Genomic DNA, 20758 nt, shown 5'->3' with positions numbered 1-20758 from the left:
TATCCGTTCCAATCACCCTAATCAGTTTTGTTCAAAAACAACAATCTTTTAGAAAAGAGCCAAATAATAAAACGAGTTGCTAAAGCAACTCGTAATTAGCGAACAGATTCTTCTATATATTAACTATTAACTCACATTGCTTAATTTCTGATCTTGGTCTTCTTCCATCACTTCTTTTGGAACTGCAAATAAGTAAGTGATGATAAGTGCAGCAACAAAAATTAGAATGGAAACCACAAGATAAACGACTAGTTGATTCCACTCATAAATGTACATTAAAGGTGAAAGCACAACAGCCAATCCATATGAATTTGCTTGGATATTTAATAAGGATAAAATTGCCCCTCCAACAGCTGAACAAGCCACCATAACATAAAGCGGCTTCATGCTATATCTCATAACGACACCAAACAAGGCCGGTTCACTAACACCAAGTAATTGAGTAGCAGTTGCACTTGCGCCCATAACCTTTACTGCACTTTTTTTAGCTTTAATTGTTATCGCCAAACAAGTACCTGCATTCGCAAAACCGTACATCGCACATAAAGTAATTAGAGGATTAAATCCTGTATTCGCAAGTAGCGTTGTTTCAATCATGATAAATAAATGATGCATGCCCGTCATAACTGCTAGAGGATAGATAAATCCAATCAATAGTCCACCAATCCCAAAAGGGGCATCTATAAGTTGAGTAACAACTGTTATTAAACCAGTTTCCACAAAATGCAATAAAGGACCCAAAATGAGTAAACCTGTAATCATCATACATAATAAAACAAAGAAAGGCGTAAAAATTAAATCTAATGCATTTGGCATTACAGCCCGTAACCTTTTCTCGAGTTTTGCACCAAGGATTCCAACAACAAGAGCTGTTAACACACTACCTTGGTAACCAACAACCGGAATGAAACCGAAAGCCATAATTGGTTCTATTCCACTGTTGATGTCTGCAACTGCATATGCATTAGGAAGAGCGGGAGAAACAAGCATTAGCCCAAGTACAAAACCAATAATAGGCATACCGCCAAAATTTCTAAATGCAGACCAACAGATTAATGCTGGTAAAAAAGCAAAAGCTGTGTCTGTCAGAACAGATATAAGTGTCACCAGATAACTAGGAATATCATCAATACTCATGCCCATTAAGCCCAATAGTGCATCACTAAACAACACACCCTTTAACCCAAGGAATAAACCAGTTGCTCCAATAATTGGAATAATAGGAATAAAGATATCGGCTAACGTACGTACTCCCTTTCTTATTCCCTTGTCCTTTTTATTAGAAGATGCTTTCTTATCCGCTGGTTCTTCCTGATCAGGTTGATCCCCTTTTAAAGCTAAGTAGACTTTATTGACCGTACCTGTCCCTAAAATGACCTGGTATTGGCCAGCATTAAAAAATACACCTTTGACCTCATCAATCTTTTCAATCGCCTCATCATCTATCTTTTCACGTTCTTTAACAGAAAAGCGCAATCTTGTTGCACAGTGGACATACGATTCAATATTATCCTCACCAATTACATTAACAATCTCTTTTCCTATACGTTCATATTTATTTTCACTCATGATGGCTCGCTTCTTTCTTTAAGAGTACTAGTGCTTGATATGGCTTGAGAGAATCTTCTTGTTCAGATATCGTTTCTTTTTCCTCTTTGTAGTTGTTTAATAAAACATGATATTCGTTATGTTCAAGTTCGACTTTTTGACTCTCAGATGAAAAATTGAAATAACAAATAACTTCTTCACCATTCAGCTTACGCTTATACGAAACAATCGTTGGATGTTCTTCTAAAATAGGCTCAATCTCTCCATAAATTAAGCATTCACTTGCCTCACTTGATTGTCTAACTTGAATGATTTTTTTATAAAACTGTAAGATGGAATCTTGATCCTGCTCCTGTTGTTCCACATTAATCGTTTTATAATTCTCGTTCATACCTAACCAAGGCTTAACTTCTGAGAATCCACCATAATCCTGAGCACTCCAATGAAATGGCGTTCTTGAATTATCACGGCTTCTTAAATTTATAAAGTGTAAAGCTTCATCTTCACTAAAGCCTTCTTTCATGGAACGATAATACTGATCAATACTTGAAATATCATCAAATTCTTCAATACTTTTGCGTTCGAAGTTAGTCATTCCTATTTCTTGACCTTGATAGATAAAAGGTGTTCCTCTAAGATAAAAGAACATCGCTCCCAGCATTGTTGCAGAATAGAAATTTCGATTCTCTACCTTTTTTATATACTTACTTATTGAACGATTCTGGTCATGATTCTCTAAAAAGTTTGCTCCCCAGCCTGCTTTTTGGATTTCCCTTTGACTAGTGAAGATTAAATTCTTGAGGTCTAGTACATCCCAATCGACCCTTCTAAACCACTCACTACCTGAAGCTACATCGAGGTCTGCATAGCGAAAATCAAAAATCATTGAAAAGTAGCCATTGTCTCCAAGATAATCACCGTATTGCTCATAAGGTACTCCAGGGGCTTCACCAATCGTCACACAATCATATTTAGAAAATGTTTTATCTTTTAATTCATGTAAGAAATCTTCAATGCCCGGTTGATTACGTGCCTTTTTTGTACATTTAACAAGACCATCAACTCCATCAGCAGGGAGGTTATCATAGTTTTGATCTTTTTTTATAAATGTAATTGCATCTACTCTAAACCCTGCAATTCCTTTATCCAGCCAGTAATTGACCATTTTATATAACTCTTCTCGAACTTGTTTATTCTCCCAATTTAAGTCAGGTTGTTTCACTCCAAATGAATGAAAGTAGTACTCGTCTGTATTCTTCAAGGGCTCCCATACACTGCCACCAAAAACAGAGCGCCAATTAGTAGGAGGCAGACCGTTTTCACCTGATTTGAGAATATAATAGTCTCTATATTTACTATCATGTGGATTCTCTAATAAATCTTGGAACCATGGATGTTCATCAGATGTATGGTTGATGACTAGATCAAGGACGACCTTAATACCTTTTTCTTTTGCCTTTTTAATTAACTCGTCTAGATCTTTCATTTCTCCGAACTCTGGGTTTAATTGATAATAATCTGAGATATCATATCCGTTATCAGCCATTGGCGATTGGTAAATGGGACAAATCCACACCATCGTAATCCCCAAAGACTGTAAGTAATCTAGTTTTTGTGTAATCCCTTTTATATCTCCTATCCCATCATTATTTGAGTCATAAAAGCTTTTAGGATAAATTTGATAAATAACTTCTTTTTGCCACCACTTTTTCTTCATGTTGTTCCCTCCAACCGTTTATTTCATATGAAAGTAGCTTCCTAGATAACCATGATTGTTCACAAATGGAATCGGTTCCGTTTTATAACAAAAAAATACATGCACCCGTTATTCTTGGCTTTTTAAGCATAAATGTTTAATCGCCTTCATGAATTCGTGCAGTAAAACCTCCATAACATTATGGAATCGGTTCCTTAACTAGAGAAAAAAATATTAGTTAATCAATCATTCTCTGCATTGTATAGAACCGGTTCCGTATATGTATTATACTTTCCTGTTTTATATTTTGTCAACGCTTTCCCGCTTCAAAATTTCAAAGTCTAAGACTGTACACCTTTCAATATCCTTTTTACATATTAGATCATTTATTTTTCGGGCCGCAATTTGTCCTGCCAACTTATAGTTAAATTTAACTGTAGTTAATCCTGGATTCGTGTACTCAGAAACGCTATACCCTCCAAAACCCGTAATGGATAAATCATTAGGTATCCTTAATCCATTTTGATGGGCTGCTTTCATTACACCAAGTGCTATATTATCTGTTGCACACACAATAATAGATGGATTAAAGTTGTCAATTATCTCCTTGGCCATTTCCCTTGCATCATCACTATTAAATGTCGTTTCATAGTACTGAATACTACTATTCCATCCTTCCATAATAGCTTTTTTAAAACCTTCTTTTCTTTTAAAACCAACGGCGATATCTTTTTCTGTCACTCCTAAAAAAGCTATTTTTTTATGCCCTTTTGAAACCACATACTTTCCTAATTCATACGCTCCCTGTTCATCGTTATGAATTAAACAATGTATATCTTTATGTTTTTGACCAACAACTAAAATTGGAATGTTTATTTTTTTAAATGCTTCTAAATGAGCATCAGTAATCTCAGTAGCCAATAAAATTAATCCAGCAACTTTTTGTTTGGCTAGACTGTAGATGTTTTCAATTTCTCTCTCGACACTTAAACTAGAGTTGGCAACAATCATCTTTAAGTTTAACTCTCTAAGTTGATCGTCAATCCCTATCATTGTTCTTGAAGCAGTATAGGAATCAAGTCGTGGTACAACTACACCGATTAAATTTGTCATTCTTGCTTTAAGACTTTGCGCAAAAGAATTTGGGACATAGTCAGTCTTTTCAATGATCTTCTCTATTTTTTGTTTAGTAGCCTGACTCACAGAGCCACCATTTAAATACCTTGATACAGTACTTTTTGCGACCCCAGCCATTTTTGCAATATCTGCTATAGTAACCATATTTGATCTCCTAAAAATGAAAGTTAGTTTATTATAGTATAACAGGTGCTCCAAATCCAATTTTACCATCATTACATTTTAAAAAACTATTATCAAAATTCATTAAAAGAATATGGAGCACAATTATAATTATTGTTAGACAAAAAAATCCTTGATAACACAAAGGCTATCAAGGCTCTTATCTATGCAACTTCCTGTACAAATTGGTTCGAAAAAAATCCTAATAACGGAATTTTTTTATAAGTGGCCATTATTCGGATATAGATTAGACATGGGGAGTTGTTTTTTAGTTTAGTATCAACCTTATTACTATTTATATGTTCCCCCCTTCGTTTAATAGTTTTTCTATGTCTCATATTTTGAAAAAGCTTTATTAAAGATAGATGAATTAATAAAACAAAGTAATGCAATTCCCCCGAAAGTTCCAAAATATAACCCTGATAAGAATCCTATGGATGAAGAAAAAATAAAAATAACTGGAACGACGAAAAGAAATGATAATAATAGAAAATAGGGAAAATTAGATAGACCGATCAATAATGAATTTAATAGTGACTTTTTAATAGTATCTTCATATCTAGCCATATAAGGAAAAATAAAAAGCAAGATGCAAAGATAAACAAAACCAAACATTATTAACATGCTTACAAAAAAAAGCTTTGGCACTCCACTTAGACTTCCCAAAAGAAGGAAATTCGCAAGAAGGATAGATCCAGCGGCTAACAAAATGAACCAAATAATTGTACTTTGGGTAAAATTCTTTTTAAAAGATAATATGAAACTTTTAACAACATACTTATCTTCATCTCTTACCATTTTTATTAATACAGAATATAAAGCAGTGATTGAAGCACCAATGGTTATGATAGGCATACAAAAAAGTAAGAATATAAAGTTTAAAATTACTAGGTCTATTGCTCTTGATAAAAATCCAAATAATCGTCCATCTAAATTAAATAAATGGCTCAATTTTCACCGCCCCTTTCTAGCAATTATCAATTATCTATCCTCTAATTATAGTAAAAGTAACATATTAATTTGTACTCTCAAATAAATTTGCTTTATGAAAAACAACAGTCGTCTCCACGAATTAGGAGTAAACCGACTGTCATTTCTTTTAATGAGTTTCAAATTAATAGTCGAAATTTATTTGGATTCCACAAGACTTTTTTGATATCTATCAAATGCTTTGTTCTGAATATCCAAATATTCGTCCATACCCATTTGTTTTAATTGAGAGATATATGAATCCCACTCCTTTGTAGCTCCACCCTCAACAACCCACTTAGATTGCATAGAATTCACATAAGAATCAATGTCTGTACTTAATGTACTTAAACGGTTCATTTCTTCAGTTGTATAAACAACATTAGGATATTGTTCTTTTGCATACTTATTAATTTGTTTGTCTAATTCAAGCTTCAATCCATCTCCACCATTAGTTGGAAGTGTTACTTTTTCATTAAATCCTTCGCCGACATATTTTGGACCAAAATCTCGAAATGAGTTAATCCATGCAAATATATCTGCTGATTCACCTTCAGGAGCATCTAAGACTTTGTATGTTCCGTCTTCTCCTTTTTCAACACCAACACCGAAAGAACCGTAGAAGGTTTGAATACTTGCGTCTTCTGTGTAAAATTCATCTACCCATTTCAATAATTCAGCAGGATTCTCCGCTTTTGTTGTGATCATAAATTCATTTCTAGAATAAACGGGTGCATCTGTCATTACATACCGTTCTCCATTTGGTCCTTCTAGTGCAGGTATTTGCGCATACTCACCTGCATTTGGTCCAAATGTTGCGTCCGGCGTCCAACCAGATGATACCCCAACCAAGGAACCTTCTTCACTTTTCCGTTTTGCTTCAGCCATAGAAGTATCTTGCGTAAATAGCTCTTGATCAATTAGCCCTTCTGTATATGCTTTATGCATCCACTCAATTCCATCTTTATAGGCATCTTCAGTTGGGATATAGATTGGCTTTCCATCTTTTACAGTCATACTAGTTGAATAACTACCTTTAGGTAAACCAAATGGTAAAATAAACCCCATAACATCACCCTGATAAGCAATTTCATCATTAGGGTCTCCGTTTCCGTTTGCATCTTCCTCTTTAAATGCTTTTAAAACGTTATAAAATTCTTCATAAGTCTGTGGCATTGATAAGCCTAAATTATCCAACCATTTTTGATTGATGTACAATGAATTTCCTGCAATTGGTCTTAATGGTAGTTTCTTTGGCAGACTATAAATATGTCCATCAGGAGATGTAACCATAGCACGTAAAGTAGGATCTGCATCAAATGCAGCTTTTAAGTTAGGCATATTCTCTTCAATCAAATCTTCTAACGGAATAAACACGCCTGAGTTCTTAGCAATATCTGAATCACCTAGAGCCAAAGAACCCCAAAATGCATCAGGTAAATCTCCCCCAGCCATTAAGATAGATTTTTTGTCTGCCCATTCACTATTTAGATAAATATCCCAATCAATTGAAATTCCAGCTTCTTTTTCAGTCTCTTCCACAAACCCTTTTAAAAAGTCATCTCCCCAGTCTGACCAACGTACTGTCGCAATTTTATAGGTTCCATCTTCTTTGGATTCCGAACTAGATGAGTCCTTACTACATCCTACTATTAAACTAGCTGCTAAAGTAACATTTAATAACAATCCTAATTTTTTCTTAAGCATCTTATTTCCCCCTATTATTATTCTTTTATTGAACCAACCATAACACCTTGATTAAAATACTTTTGTAAAAATGGATATAAACACATAATTGGAAGAGTGGAAACGACTATTGCTGCATATTTCATCATCTCTGATAATCTTCTTAATTCCGATGCTAGATCCCCTGATGCAGTTCCAAGCAGCGATTCATTAGCTATCAAAATTCTTCGTAGTATCAGTTGTAGCGGTTGTAAACTTTCGTTTGAAATATAAATCATAGCATCAAACCAAGAATTCCATATCCCTACTGCTGTCCAAAGCCCAATGACTGCAAGAATTGCTTTTGACAATGGTAACACCATCGTTAGAAAATATCTGATCGTACCACAGCCATCAATCTGAGCTGCTTCCCAAAGACTTTCAGGAATACTGTTTTTAAAGAATGTTTTTGCAATGATAATGTTAAAAGCTGAAACAGAAAAAGGTAACACCAAAACCCAAAATGTATCTAATAAGCCAAAATTTTTCACTACCAAATAAGTTGGAATTAAACCACCACCTATGAACATGGGAATAATATAAAAGGTGGAAATCAATTTTCTTCCAAATAAATCTTGCCTTGATAAAACATATCCAGCTGGTATGTTCACAACCAATGCAATAAACGTTCCGACAATCGTGTAGATAATTGTATTTAGATATCCTCTCCAAATCATCTCTTGTTTCAGTAATTCAATATATCCATCTAGTTTCCACTCTTTTGGCCAAAACCACACATTTCCGTTTGCAATATCAGCAGGGTTACTAAATGAAGCGATTACAATAAACCATAGAGGATATATAATCATTACCATCATCAGTATCGCTATTCCATATACCGAAATATCAAAAATTCTATCTTTCCAACTCTTTTCAGTTCTTGATTTTTTGGCAAACTTCTTTTTCATTATCGTTTCCAAATCCTTACCTCCCCTCTAAAACAAGCTTGTTTTCGTTAGTTTCTTAGACATCCAATTCACTAAAAGTAAGATAACAATATTGACTACTGTATTGAATAACCCGATTGCTGTTGACAAGCTATACTGAAAATTTTGTAGCCCTATTTTATAAACATAGGTAGAAATAACTTCACTTCCAGCTATATTTAAAGGATTTTGTAGTAAAAGTACTTTTTCAAATCCTACACTCAAGAGACTGCCTGCACGTAATATTAATAGAATCATCGCGGTAGGTAAAAGTAATGGTATATCAATATGAAGAATCTTTTGCATTTTACTAGCGCCATCCATTGTAGCAGCTTCGTAATAGGTTGGATTAATTGCTGAAAGAGCTGCTAAATAAATGATACTGTCCCACCCTATATGTTGCCATACATCACTCCATACATAGATACTGCTAAAAAATGATGCCTTTGACAAAACATTTGGCATTTCAATCCCAATTAACCCCAAAAAATTAGAAATTAATCCATTGCTAGGTGACAAGAAAATCAAAATCATTCCGCACATAACCATTGTAGAAATAAAATGTGGTAAATAGGTAGTTACCTGAAAAACCTTTTTAAACATTCCAATACGTAATTGATTACAAAGTATTGCTAATGCAATTGGCAGAGGAAACCCCACTAAAATACTGTATAAACTGATATTTAACGTATTTTTTATTGTGAGATCAAATTGGTAAGAATTAAAAAATTGAATAAAGTGCTTTAATCCTACCCATGGGCTCTCTAAGATACCTAACGTTGGTGAATAATCTTTGAATGCGATTATTAACCCATACATAGGTAGGTAAGTAAAACAAATTAATAATATAATTGAAGGAAGCAACAAAACATATAATGGTCCACTTTTCTTAAACTGTTTCAGCCTTTTAGATGTATTACTATTGTTCGAGATAACTGTTGCATTAGTGATAGTTTGAGTAACAACTTTATTTTCCAATTTTCCCCCTCCTTTATTTACTATACAAATAATTTTGAAGTGCATTTAATAATAAGCTTGCTTATCCTTCACTGGGTATAATTCATTATATGGTAGCGCATTCACCATTAAATAGAAGTAAACGGTTAAGTCCCTAATACTATTCGGTGATAATTAGACTATTTATTGAAATCAAACTGAACAAAATAGCACTATTCAGTCTTCACTTGGAAAATTAACCGCTTTCTTGACGGTATTGTGCTAGAAAATGCAATTTGAATCTATATAATGTAGAGTAAGGTAAGCCTTGGAGGTGAAAAAGAATTGTGGTTGAATACTAGAAAAACTCCTTCACGTTCTGTTAATTATTATTCTAAAGTCCTATTGATCATTTTCATTACTATATTACTTATCAATATTTTCGTTAGTTTCTTTACTATTTCAATTACTAGACAACAAAGCATCGACTACATTACTAATACCGTTGACCTCTACCTAAAAGACGCACAACAAAAATTTAATGCTATCGATCATTTTATGATTTGGACTGTGAAGCACGAGCCTTTAATTAAAAATATTGAAGATGCCAATGATATGTCAGAATTACCTGAAAGCATCAGTGACTTCAGATCAAGAGTGAACGATTTTCAATATTCCACTGGAAAAGAATTTCAATTCTTTTTAGCATTAAAAAAAGAGAACTACTTTTTTAATAGTTCTCCCATTCAAATGGATTATTCTGAATATATAAAAGTGGAAAATTTCCTGATATCTAAAAAAACAACTTTGAATAATTATGAGGATATGTATACTTGGAAATCCCTCAAGCTCAACAATAAATTCTATTTATATCACTCATTAGAGTATGAAAATAGAATGTTTATTTCTTTGATTGATGTAGAGGATATTCTTTTGCCTTTGCAAGACATCAATTTAGGTAAAAATGGAACGATCATAATGGAGAATGATCAACATGGCTTTCTTTCTGACTTAGATCAAGTAAATTTGTTTAAAAAGGAAAAATCGAACGACTTTTTTAGTAGTCACCTTGTATTTAAAGGAGAAAATACCTCTCTACCTTTTACCTTACATGTATCTGTCGACCATTTTAGTGCTTATGAAAGAGTCGTGATTGCTCAGTTTGTTCTTATCTTTGCAACAATAGTTATCAGTTTCATTTTATTTTTAATTGTCCTCTATATGAAAAACAAAGTGATATCACCAATTCAAAGATTTTCTAAAAACCTATCTGATCTCAATCAAAATAATGAAGCAATTGATTTTAAAAGTAGCAGTATAATAGAGCTCGAACAAGCAAATACACAATTCAGAGGTTTGATAAGTGAAATAAAAAAATTAAAAGTTAATATTTATGAGCAAGAAATTGAAAAGAAGCAAATTCAAATGGATTTTATGAAACTACAAATTAAGCCACACTTTTATCTAAATTGTTTAACGACCATTTATAGCATGGCGCAAATGGAGCTGTATAAAGAAATAAAAGAAATGGCCTTATCCACATCTAAATATTTCAGATATTTATTTCAAACAAATCAAAACTTTGTAAAACTAGAAAAGGAATTAAACCATATTAACGATTATCTAGCAATACAAAAATTAGTACACGGTGACGCTTTTCTTTTTGATATTTTTATTGAGAATGATATTGAAAAAATGAAAATTCCGCCTTTAGTGTTACAAACATTTATTGAAAATACGATTAAATACTCAGTTTCTCTAGATGAACAAGTCAAAATATCCTTAAGGTTACAATATATAGATAATAAGAAGTTTATCAAAATAACTTTAAAAGATAATGGTCCAGGATTCCCTGCTGATATATTGAATAAGCTTAAGAACAATATTCCTTTAACTGATCAACATGGCGAAAAGATTGGAATCAACAATGTCGTTCAAAGACTTAGATTAATGTATAGTGGCGAATTTACGATAGAATTTTCTAATAATTTAGATGACGGCGCAGAAATTGTGCTAATCTTACCCTATCTCATTTTTGAGGAGTGAATTGTAAATGAATGTGTTGATTGTTGACGATGATCGATTTGTCGTATCTGCTTTAGAACAAAAAATAGATTGGACTTCTTTAGGCATCCAACATATTTACTCCGCTTACAATATACGTCAGGCGAAAAAAATATTTGATAAAAATATGGTCCATATTTTAATTTCCGATATAGAAATGCCCCAAGGTAGTGGGCTTGAATTATTGGCTTGGATAAGATCTGAGGGCTTTAATGTTCAAGCTATCTATTTAACTAATTTTGCTGACTTTAACTACGCCCAAAAAGCAATTGAACTTCAAAGTTTTGAATATTATTTAAAACCGATTGAATTCGATAAACTTGAATTAATAATTAAAAAGGCAATAAATAAAGTGAAACAAAGTCAAGTAAAAGATGATGCAGTAAAAGTTGGGCATTACTGGCAGCAAAACAAAGAAGAAATAGTAGAACATTTTTGGCACACTTATTTAAAAAACAACGACTCTATATCTAATGAAGAATTACAAGAACAACTAAAAATCAAACAGATAGATTATTCTTTGCATGATTATTTTGTGCCACTACTTCTTGATTTATTTCCTTATACATTAGTCGATAACATGGAAATAATTTCGTTATTTGATAAAGAAAACAATTTACAAAATAGGTTAAAATCTATTATTGCAGAAGCGTTCAAAGATGCTTCTTTTCGTTTAGATAGTTTTCTAGAATTTAGTAAAAGTAAAGAAGAGTATCTTGCTATTTTCAAATTACTAGATTGTACTTCTGAAGTATCATCTAAGGACTTGCTCTCTTCTTGTAACCAGATAATTGCAGCCATTAACAATCAATTAAAGTGCGATGTCCAATGTAGGATTGGAGCTATAAGTCCTTTAGACAATTTTCCAACTACTGTTAAGGACATTCAAGTGCTGAGTAAAGAAACTGTAGATTTTAGAAACAAAACCTTCCTATTAGAAACGACCATAAAAGAAGTCAAAAAATATGTTGAACCAAATTTACAACTATTGGAGCATTATCTCGAAACAGACAATAAATTAAGTTTCATTAATAAATGCTATCAATACCTTACAAACTTATTAGAAAAAAATGCGTTAGATCAAAATGTGTTGTGCAGTTTTAGATTAGATATTACACAATTAATCTATACTCATCTAAAGAAAAAAGAAATTCTAGCTAATAAGTTATTTCAAGGGAAGACTGGCGATTTATTACTAGCTCAATCATCAAGATCTATAGATGATTTAATGATTTACATTTCTTATTTAGTTGATGTTTCGCTAGACTATATGGCATTTACTAACTCACAGAAATCTGTCGTCAATACAATTTGTGATTATATTGATCAAAATTATCAGGAAAACATTACGAGAACTAGCTTAGCAAAAATTGTTTATCTTAGCCCAGATTATATTGCGAGATATTTCAAAAAGGAAACTGGTATATCACTTGTAAATTACATTATTAAAAAAAGAGTGGACATTGCGAAAGATTTACTAAATAATACAGACCTTCCTGTTCATATAATTTCTGATAAAGTAGGGTATGGAAATTATTCATATTTTACGAAGCTTTTTAAAAAAGAAACAAATTATACTCCTGTGGACTATCGAAAGTTAAGCAATTCTTAATGTGAATTTTAATTGAGCTATTTCTTTCTGGTGATGAGTTTAATTGGATAAACATTAACTTGGCTTATTACAAATAAATAGTGGATTAAAAGACAAAAGTTGCTTTAATCCACTATTTTTAAATATTTTACTCTGCTTCTTCCACATACACACTTACTATTTCAAAGCTTTCTGCATACTCACTAATGGAAGATGAGTTTAAATCCCAAGACATTCCTGGTTTTAAATCATATGCAGATGTTATTTGACTATCTACGATTGCACCTTTTTTATTGTAATATTGAATATCTACACTTATGTAACGATATTCCTTATCTGAGTTATTCTTAATTATCCCTTTAACTGTTGTGTCATACTCACCCTTCTCTATTGCTAAATTAGAGAATTCCAATTGATATTTTTCTTCACCTTCTTCCTTAGTCAAGGAATCAGTAATAGCTTCATCATATACCTCTACTACATGAAATTGAGGCCCTACTATGTATCCCGTTAGTACTGCAATTCCTATAAATAAAATATAACGAAGGAATCCAAACTTCCGTTTCTGTGTTTTACCCGTTTTATTTGCAGGATTATAGGTATCTATTTGAAAATTCACTTCATCCTTAATAGTGTTTGCATCATCTGGAGGCAAATCCATGATTTCAATTTTCGTTCCTGCAAAAAACAATTCCATTGCTACATAATGATTTAGTTGTTTTACATGAATATATTCTAATTTTTCATAGGGAACTTCCAACACTTTAGGCTGACTTATTTCATTATGATAAATAAACAGCACTCGATAAACAGTAGCTAAAAATAAGCCCTTATAACCTTCAACACTACCGATCGTTATATGTATAATTACTTCATCTTCATATAATACATTCTGTAATTCTTCTACTTCACGATAAGAAAGTAACTCATTCGCTTTTGAAAATTCCCGAATCTCTTCAATAATGCTATCTAAATCTCTCAAAAAATATCTCCTACCTTTTTGGAACTATTACCCAATATATTTATCACATTTTATTATAATATCATTAACTCTTACTTCACAGACTGAAAATGGTGCATGTTATAAAATTTGGTTGATTTTTAATTAATTTGCACTAGAAAATTGAAGCTTTGTTTTTGGATTAAAAACTATAAACCTAATTCACGGTAATATAAAAAGTCCTTAGTATTTGAGTAATACCAAGGACTTTTTATGATGATCTAAAGAGAGATTCGATCTCTTTACTTGTGAATACAAAGTTACTAGATATCTACTATTCCGAAATACTTTTTAAGAAATCAAGTCTCTCTTGAGCATTCTCTTTAGTAATAACCTCTGCACCTGTATCAATTCTTTTTTCGACACTATCACCTTTGATGGCTTTAATTGCATTTTCTACTCCCTTATATCCCATATCATAAGGATTTTGTGCAACCGTACCAACTGTATTATCTTTAATAACTGATTCAAGCGATTCAACCGTACCATCCAATCCAACAACCTGAACATCTGCTCCTTTATTCTGTACACCTCTTGAAGCTCCCATTGCCATATCATCACTACTTACAAATACACCTTTTAAACCTGTATTACTTTCAATGATATTTTCCATTACGTTCATTGCTTTACTTTTGTCACTATCAGCAGGTTGTTCAGCAACAACTTCCATACCAGCGGCAACTAATGCTTCTTTCGCACCATCAAGGCGATCTCTATGAGTTTGACTTCCTAATACTCCACCAATTAGGGCAACTTTATCCCCTTTTTGAAGCATTGATGCTAATAACTCCCCTCCCTTTTTCCCAGCAGTGAAATTATCAGTACCAATAAAAGTAACTTTGTTGTCCCAATCTACATCTTGGTTGATAAGAAGGACAGGGATATCACTTTCCTTATATTGATTAAATGTTGGAATTGCAGTTTCTGGTTGAGTAGCTGAGACAACTAAAGCATCTGGTCCTTTTGTCAAAGCATCCTGCATCATATTTATTTGTTCCATAACTTGAGATTCTGATGAAGGTCCTAATATTGTTCCATCAACATTAAAATCTTTAAATGCCTGCTTTGCCCCCGCTTGAACAAAATTCCAGTATTCACTTGTTAAAGATTGTAAAACAACGACCACTTTTGGTTTTTCCTCATTAGAAGACGTATCTGCAGATTCACTTGTTGTATTATTTGTGTTGCAACCAACCAATGTGCACAACAACATTATTAATACGATTATTTGAAATAAAAAATGTTTTTTCATTGATATCCTCCTAAATTATTATAATTTATTAATTTAATCCATGTTGATTAGAAGTCTGAATTTTCAGTTATTTATATTTACAATATCTCTCTTTTCCCAATTACGCTCTTTATTATCGTAACTGCTAACTTAAAACTATAATCTTAATTTTTATTTGGTTTTTGCCTTAAAACGTCGACATAAACAGCTGCAATGATAACAAAACCGATAAAGGCTAATTGTAAATCTGCAGGTACTCCGATCAAGTTTAGACCGTTACGTAAGACCGCAATTATTAAGGCTCCGATCAACGTGCCCCATACAGTTCCTACACCACCAAATAAACTAGCTCCACCAATGATAACTGCAGCAATTGCATCTAATTCATAGCCCATTCCAGCTAATGGAAATGCCGAATTTACACGACCTACCATTACCAATCCAGCTAATCCTGCCATTAATCCACTCAATACATAAACGAGTACAAGAACTTTATTGACATTGATACCTGACAGACGTGCGGCTTCTTTGTTACCTCCGATTGCATAGATATAGCGCCCTGTCATAGTTCGGTTTAAAAAGATATGGATTAATACCGCCATGATTAGCACAAGTATAAAACTAAATGGCACTGTCCCTGCAATGTTTCCACTTCCAAAATACTGTATAAACACTGGAAATCCTGCGATAGGGGCCGCTCCTGTAACAATTAGGGCAAGTCCTCGAGCTATATTCATTGTTCCTAAAGTTGAAATAAATGGATGCGGAAGTCGAAGCTTGGTTAACAAGAGTCCGTTTACTAGACCAAAAAAAGCTCCAGTTACTAAGCAAACCAAGATACCTACAAAAGGATTTGCTCCAAAATTGACAGTTACAACCCCCATCATCATAATCGAAATGGCCAAAATTGCTCCGATAGACAAATCGATACCTGCTGTTAAAATAGGAAGCAACACTCCTAAAGCCAATAAAGCGTTAATAGAGGTCTGATTAGCGATATTCATAAAATTATTAACCGTAAAAAACTGAGCATTTAGAAGTGACAATGTTATGACTAACAAAACCAATCCCAATAAAGAACCGAACTTACTAATAAATTCTTTTTTCGTCATTCCTGTACTAGCATTCTTTTTTTCTAACACTATTCCTGACATGTTACATCCCCCCTGTAGCAGCTTTCATTATTACTTCTTGGTTCGCTTCTTCCTTCAGTAGATCAGCAGTAATTTCCCCTTCATTCATTACTAACACTCGATCACATATACCAAGAATCTCAGGCAACTCAGAAGAAATTATAATGACTACCGCTCCGTCACTCACTAACGAATTAATTAAACGGTACACTTCAACCTTGGCCCCAACATCTATTCCCCTAGTAGGTTCGTCAAAAATAAATATTTTTGCTTGAGTTGCCAACCATTTTGCAATAACAACCTTTTGCTGGTTCCCACCACTTAAATTCCTAGCATGTTTTTCAGTATTGGATGGTCGAATTTGTAGCTCTTGAATGTAATTCTCTGAACTTTTCTTAATTTGTTCCCATTGAATAAATGGACCCTTTTTATAATTTTTCAAGCTGGCAATTGACATATTGTTTTTTAATGACTCATCTAAAATAAGTCCTTCCGTTTTTCGATTTTCCGTAATAAAAGCTAATCCTGCTTGAATCGCATCTTTCGGTGATTTAATTTTCACTTCTTTACCAAAGACAAAAACTTTACCTGATTCTACCGGATCAACTCCAAAAATCCCTCTAGCAACTTCTGTACGTCCAGCACCTACTAATCCTGATATCCCTAATATCTGCCCTTGATAAGCAGTAAAACTTACATTATTTATCCCTCCTTTTAAACGTAAATTTTCTACTGTTAGGCCTTCCTCTCCCAATTTGAATGATTCTTTCGGGAATTTATCCTTTAATTTTCTTCCAACCATTAATTGAACCATTTTGTCGGTACTCGTTTCTTTTACTTCCAAAGTGTCAATGGCATTACCATCTCTTAAAATTGTAATCCGATCACCAATTTGTTTCAGTTCCTCTAATCGATGTGAAATGTAAACGATTGCAATACCTTGTTTTCTTAATTCTATAATTGTTTTTAAAAGCTGTTGAGCCTCTGAACCACTTAAACTCGATGTAGGTTCATCCATAATAATTAACTTTGTATCAATAGTAAGTGCTTTAGCAATTTCGACTAATTGTTGTTGCCCCACCCCTAAAGATGAAACTAATGCTTCTGGTGATATTTCTTGACCCAAGCGCTTTAGATATTCTTTAGATCTTCTAATCATTTCTTTCTTATTGAGAAAAGAATACTTTCCATTCCTTTTTAGCTCTCTTCCAAGAAAAATATTTTCATAGACTGGGAGCTCTGGAATTAGGTTCAGCTCTTGATAAATTGTTGCAATTCCAAGCTTCATTGCATCAGAGGGATTTTGAATATTCACTTTCTTTCCTTCCCAAAACATTTCACCTTCATCCTTTATATAGGAACCTGTCATGATTTTTATCATAGTAGATTTGCCTGCACCATTTTCTCCAAGTAGGACATGTACCTCTCCTGCTCTTACATCTAAATCAATATTCTTTAATACGGGAATACCAGAAAAGCCCTTACAAATATTTTCAAGCCTAAGTAACTCTGTCATAACTAACCCCCTTTCAATTAATCAACTTCTCTTAGTTGCTCTTATTTAGATCAGAAGTTCTCTGAGAGAATACGCTTACAAAAAGTAGACAAATAAATTACCGAGACACTAAATAAGCTTTTCTTATGTTCTTAGTTATCGTATCTCGGATTTAGTTCTAGTTGTTCATTTCACTTGCAGTTCTTCGAATGACTAGTTCTGGTGACATAACAATTCGTTGTTTTAATTTTTTTGGATCCTTTATCTCTTCAACTAATAATTCAATTATTTTCTTACCCATTTCTTGTATTGGCTGCGACACAGTCGTTAACTGTGGATAGCACATTTCAGCAAGAATTGAATTGTCAAATCCTACTATAGAAATATCCTTTGGAATATCAAAGCCAGATTCACGAGCACCTTGCATTGCTCCAATTGCAAGAGGTTCAGTTGATGCGAAAATGGCTGTTGGAGGTTCCGGTAAATTCAATAGTTTAACCGTTGAATCTAAAGCATCCGTAAAGCTAGTATTATTTATCGTAACTAAATTTTCATTATAATTTATGCCTGCTTGTTCAAGAGCCTGTTTGTATCCATCAAGTCTAGATTTAGTTACAGGAAAATAGATATCTTCAGTGACCATGGCAATTTTTTGATGTCCTAGTTTTATTAGATACGAAGTAGCTTCGAATGCTCCTAAAAAGTCATTTACGACCACCGTATTAACTGCTAGTGATGGTACCTCCCTCGCTAGCAAAGCTACTGGGATTTCACTATTAATTAATTCTTTTAGCGCCACTGTATTTTTTAATCCGGTAGCAATAATAATTCCATCAATATATTTTTGCTTTAAAATTGAGACATATTCAATTTCCTTATCCAAATCATTATCAGTACTACATATCATTAGACTAAAACCAAACTTCCTCCCATGATCCTCAATTGTTCTTGCAATTTCTGCCATGAAAGGGTCTGCAATATTCGGAATTAGAAGTCCTATTGTTTGAATTCGTTTTTTGACTGATGCTGCAACACTAGGTTGATAATTTAATTTCTGCATTGTCTCTTCAACTTTTTTTCTTGTTTTTGCTCCAATACTTCCTGTATTATTTAACACTTTTGAAACTGTAGAAATAGCAACCCCTGCTTCTTTTGCAACATCATAGATAGTTGGTTGTTTCATTTATTCTTTCTCCTTCCCCTTTGGAACCTACACATATATTTTAATCAACTTTTAGGTAGATTAAAAATATTAGGAAAGGGATTTTCTAGCTTTTGTAACTATTTCTCTTAAAATAGGATCGAACTAGTATTTTAAACGATCGCTCACAACACCCTATACACACTTAATCTCATGACTTTACAGGATTAACTTTTACGTCCAACTAATTTTCTTTCATAGTTTTTTAATAACGTTTTCAATAATTACCTAATCACCTCCTTTAATAAGAAAAGAAATTGATGGTATTATCAACGTGATAAAATAAAGTCTATAAATCTATTTTTCTTTGACTTAAATTAGAAGCCACTTCTTTTGGTTTCCAATGTGTTTCAATCTCTTCAAGTGTTTGTCCTTTTGTTTCAGGAACTAACTTCCATACAAAAATGAACGAAAGAATACACATTACACCATAAAAGCTATAAGCCATTCCAGCACTTATTTCCAGTAAAGAAGGGAATGTCGCTGATATCAATAAATTACTTCCCCAGTTAGCAACAACTGTTATAGCCATCACTTGACTTCTTATTTTATTAGGGAAAATCTCAGCAGCTAGTACCCACACAAGCGGACCAAAAGATAAATTATAAAAAGCTACATATACTAAAATGAATAGTAAAGCACCTAACCCCATAGAATCAACGAACGATAAAGTAGCTACTCCAAACATTCCAACAGCCATACCAACTGATCCTAGTAGAAGTAAGGGCTTTCTTCCCCACTTCTCTACAAGTATTAGTGCTATTAATACAAAAATAAAATTTACAACCCCAATTAGTATCGTTTGAAGCATGGAGCTATCTGCACTTGCTCCCATATTAGCGAATATACGTGGTGCATAATAGAGAATTACATTAATCCCTACAAACTGTTGCGCTGCAGCTAATAAAACCCCTACAATAATGACCATCTTTCCATATGAAAAGATACCCGCTTTAGGTGAGTTAGGAGTGTCCAGCGTCTGTTTTATCTCTTGATAAATTTCTTTTGCTACTTTTTCTGATCCATTAACTTTCGTTAAGATTTTCATTGCTTCTTTATCTTTATTTTTCGATATTAAATAACGAGGAGTTTCTGGCACTAGAAATAGAAGGCCAAAGAATAATATTGCTGGAATTGCTTCGGAAGCAAACATGTATCTCCAACCGATATCGTGAATCCAACTTAGACTCTGCCCTGCTGCAATTCTCCAGTTAACAAAGTAAACAGCCAACATTCCAAATATAATGGCTAGATTATTTAGAGTTACTAATTTCCCTCTAATATTTGCAGGAGACGTTTCGCTAATATACAATGGCCCTAATCCTGAAGCCAAACCAACACCTATACCACCAATAATTCTATAGATGTTAAACATAATGAAAAGACCAATCGTTGGCTCACCTTTTGTAAAGAATAAGAATTCAGGATATCCAGAAAGTACCGCGGAAATAAAAAATAAAACAGCTGCAACTAGAAGAGAGTTTCTACGACCTATTCCATTAGAAAGCACACCGCTGATTAATCCACCTATAACACAACCAATAAGTGCACTAGATACCGTTAATCCATGGAATATTGTACTTAAACCAAGATTATCTATAAAATACACCTGTAATGATTGTTCTGCACCTGATATCACGGCTGTATCGTAACCAAATAAAAGTCCACCTAGCGCAGCAACTACAGACAGAAATATAATAAATCTCGTACTTTGCTTCATTTTTATGGGATTCCTTTCATGATCGATTTACTTAAATAAAATATTTCTAGATAATTTTCTAGATATTATTTGTAACAAGCCAACCCCTAGATATAATGCTGCGTTGGCTTGTTTAAGCATACACCTTTTACAAGCGCTTACAATTGACAATATATATAAACCAATCAATCTACGTCTTTCAATCTAACCACTTGCTTTTAACACAACCGACCTTTAAGAAGTTA

15 protein-coding genes are annotated in these 20758 nt (G+C 33.2%); 2 read left to right on the top strand and 13 right to left on the bottom strand.

The genetic code is table 11. From position 1 onward, the window contains the following. Window positions 1-126: 126 nt before the first annotated feature. From HUW50_RS15765 to HUW50_RS15735, 7 genes are all read right to left on the bottom strand, one after another. A complete protein-coding gene (locus HUW50_RS15765) occupies window positions 127-1569 on the bottom strand; it encodes a PTS transporter subunit EIIC (protein ID WP_066324713.1) in 1443 nt (480 codons plus the stop codon). Further along, window positions 1562-3265: a glycoside hydrolase family 13 protein gene (locus HUW50_RS15760; protein ID WP_066324710.1), complete on the bottom strand. Its 1704-nt coding sequence runs from the start codon at window positions 3263-3265 to the stop codon at window positions 1562-1564. The genes HUW50_RS15765 and HUW50_RS15760 overlap by 8 nt, the downstream gene beginning before the upstream one ends. Before the next feature lie 279 nt (window positions 3266-3544). Beyond that, the gene (locus HUW50_RS15755) at window positions 3545-4525 is read right to left on the bottom strand and encodes a LacI family DNA-binding transcriptional regulator (protein WP_066324702.1); all 981 of its coding nucleotides are present in this window, start codon (window positions 4523-4525) and stop codon (window positions 3545-3547) included. A gap of 345 nt (window positions 4526-4870) precedes the next feature. Beyond that, entirely contained in the window at window positions 4871-5494 is a 624-nt protein-coding gene (locus HUW50_RS15750) for a YesL family protein (RefSeq protein ID WP_066324693.1), read from the bottom strand. A gap of 177 nt (window positions 5495-5671) precedes the next feature. Then, on the bottom strand, window positions 5672-7219 hold the full coding sequence (locus HUW50_RS15745) for a type 2 periplasmic-binding domain-containing protein (RefSeq protein WP_066324690.1): 1548 nt from the start codon (window positions 7217-7219) through the stop codon (window positions 5672-5674). A gap of 17 nt (window positions 7220-7236) precedes the next feature. After that, window positions 7237-8145, bottom strand: a complete 909-nt coding sequence (locus tag HUW50_RS15740) for a carbohydrate ABC transporter permease (protein ID WP_066325779.1) — start codon at window positions 8143-8145, stop codon at window positions 7237-7239. A gap of 27 nt (window positions 8146-8172) precedes the next feature. Beyond that, a complete protein-coding gene (locus HUW50_RS15735) occupies window positions 8173-9141 on the bottom strand; it encodes an ABC transporter permease (protein ID WP_396652535.1) in 969 nt (322 codons plus the stop codon). 303 nt (window positions 9142-9444) lie between these two features. Between HUW50_RS15735 and HUW50_RS15730 the strand changes: the two genes are divergently transcribed. Together HUW50_RS15730 and HUW50_RS15725 are read left to right on the top strand one after the other, a co-directional pair. Further along, a complete protein-coding gene (locus tag HUW50_RS15730; protein WP_185653025.1) occupies window positions 9445-11145 on the top strand; it encodes a sensor histidine kinase in 1701 nt (566 codons plus the stop codon). A gap of 7 nt (window positions 11146-11152) precedes the next feature. Then, entirely contained in the window at window positions 11153-12775 is a 1623-nt protein-coding gene (locus HUW50_RS15725) for a response regulator transcription factor (RefSeq protein ID WP_066324686.1), read from the top strand. A 127-nt stretch (window positions 12776-12902) separates the two neighbouring features. Here HUW50_RS15725 and HUW50_RS15720 read toward each other — a convergent pair whose 3' ends face one another. From HUW50_RS15720 to xylE, 6 genes are all read right to left on the bottom strand, one after another. Beyond that, window positions 12903-13736 (bottom strand): FxLYD domain-containing protein, encoded by an 834-nt coding sequence (locus tag HUW50_RS15720; RefSeq protein ID WP_066324684.1) that lies wholly within the window; start codon window positions 13734-13736, stop codon window positions 12903-12905. Between the two features lie 292 nt (window positions 13737-14028). Then, on the bottom strand, window positions 14029-15006 hold the full coding sequence (locus HUW50_RS15715) for a sugar ABC transporter substrate-binding protein (RefSeq protein ID WP_066324682.1): 978 nt from the start codon (window positions 15004-15006) through the stop codon (window positions 14029-14031). Window positions 15007-15149: 143 nt separating this feature from the next. Next, a complete protein-coding gene (locus tag HUW50_RS15710; RefSeq protein WP_066324676.1) occupies window positions 15150-16139 on the bottom strand; it encodes an ABC transporter permease in 990 nt (329 codons plus the stop codon). Between the two features lies 1 nt (window position 16140). Next, the gene (locus HUW50_RS15705; protein ID WP_066324660.1) at window positions 16141-17634 is read right to left on the bottom strand and encodes a sugar ABC transporter ATP-binding protein; all 1494 of its coding nucleotides are present in this window, start codon (window positions 17632-17634) and stop codon (window positions 16141-16143) included. Window positions 17635-17791: 157 nt separating this feature from the next. Next, complete coding sequence (locus tag HUW50_RS15700) at window positions 17792-18796, bottom strand: LacI family DNA-binding transcriptional regulator (RefSeq protein ID WP_066324641.1); 1005 nt, start codon at window positions 18794-18796, stop codon at window positions 17792-17794. Window positions 18797-19103: 307 nt separating this feature from the next. After that, complete coding sequence (gene xylE / locus HUW50_RS15695) at window positions 19104-20540, bottom strand: D-xylose transporter XylE (RefSeq protein ID WP_066324639.1); 1437 nt, start codon at window positions 20538-20540, stop codon at window positions 19104-19106. Between the last annotated feature and the right edge of the window lie 218 nt (window positions 20541-20758).

This window comes from Metabacillus sp. KUDC1714 (assembly GCF_014217835.1).
In the GTDB taxonomy this organism is placed as follows: domain Bacteria; phylum Bacillota; class Bacilli; order Bacillales; family Bacillaceae; genus Metabacillus; species Metabacillus rhizosphaerae.
This window is presented reverse-complemented; position numbering and strand designations above follow the sequence as displayed.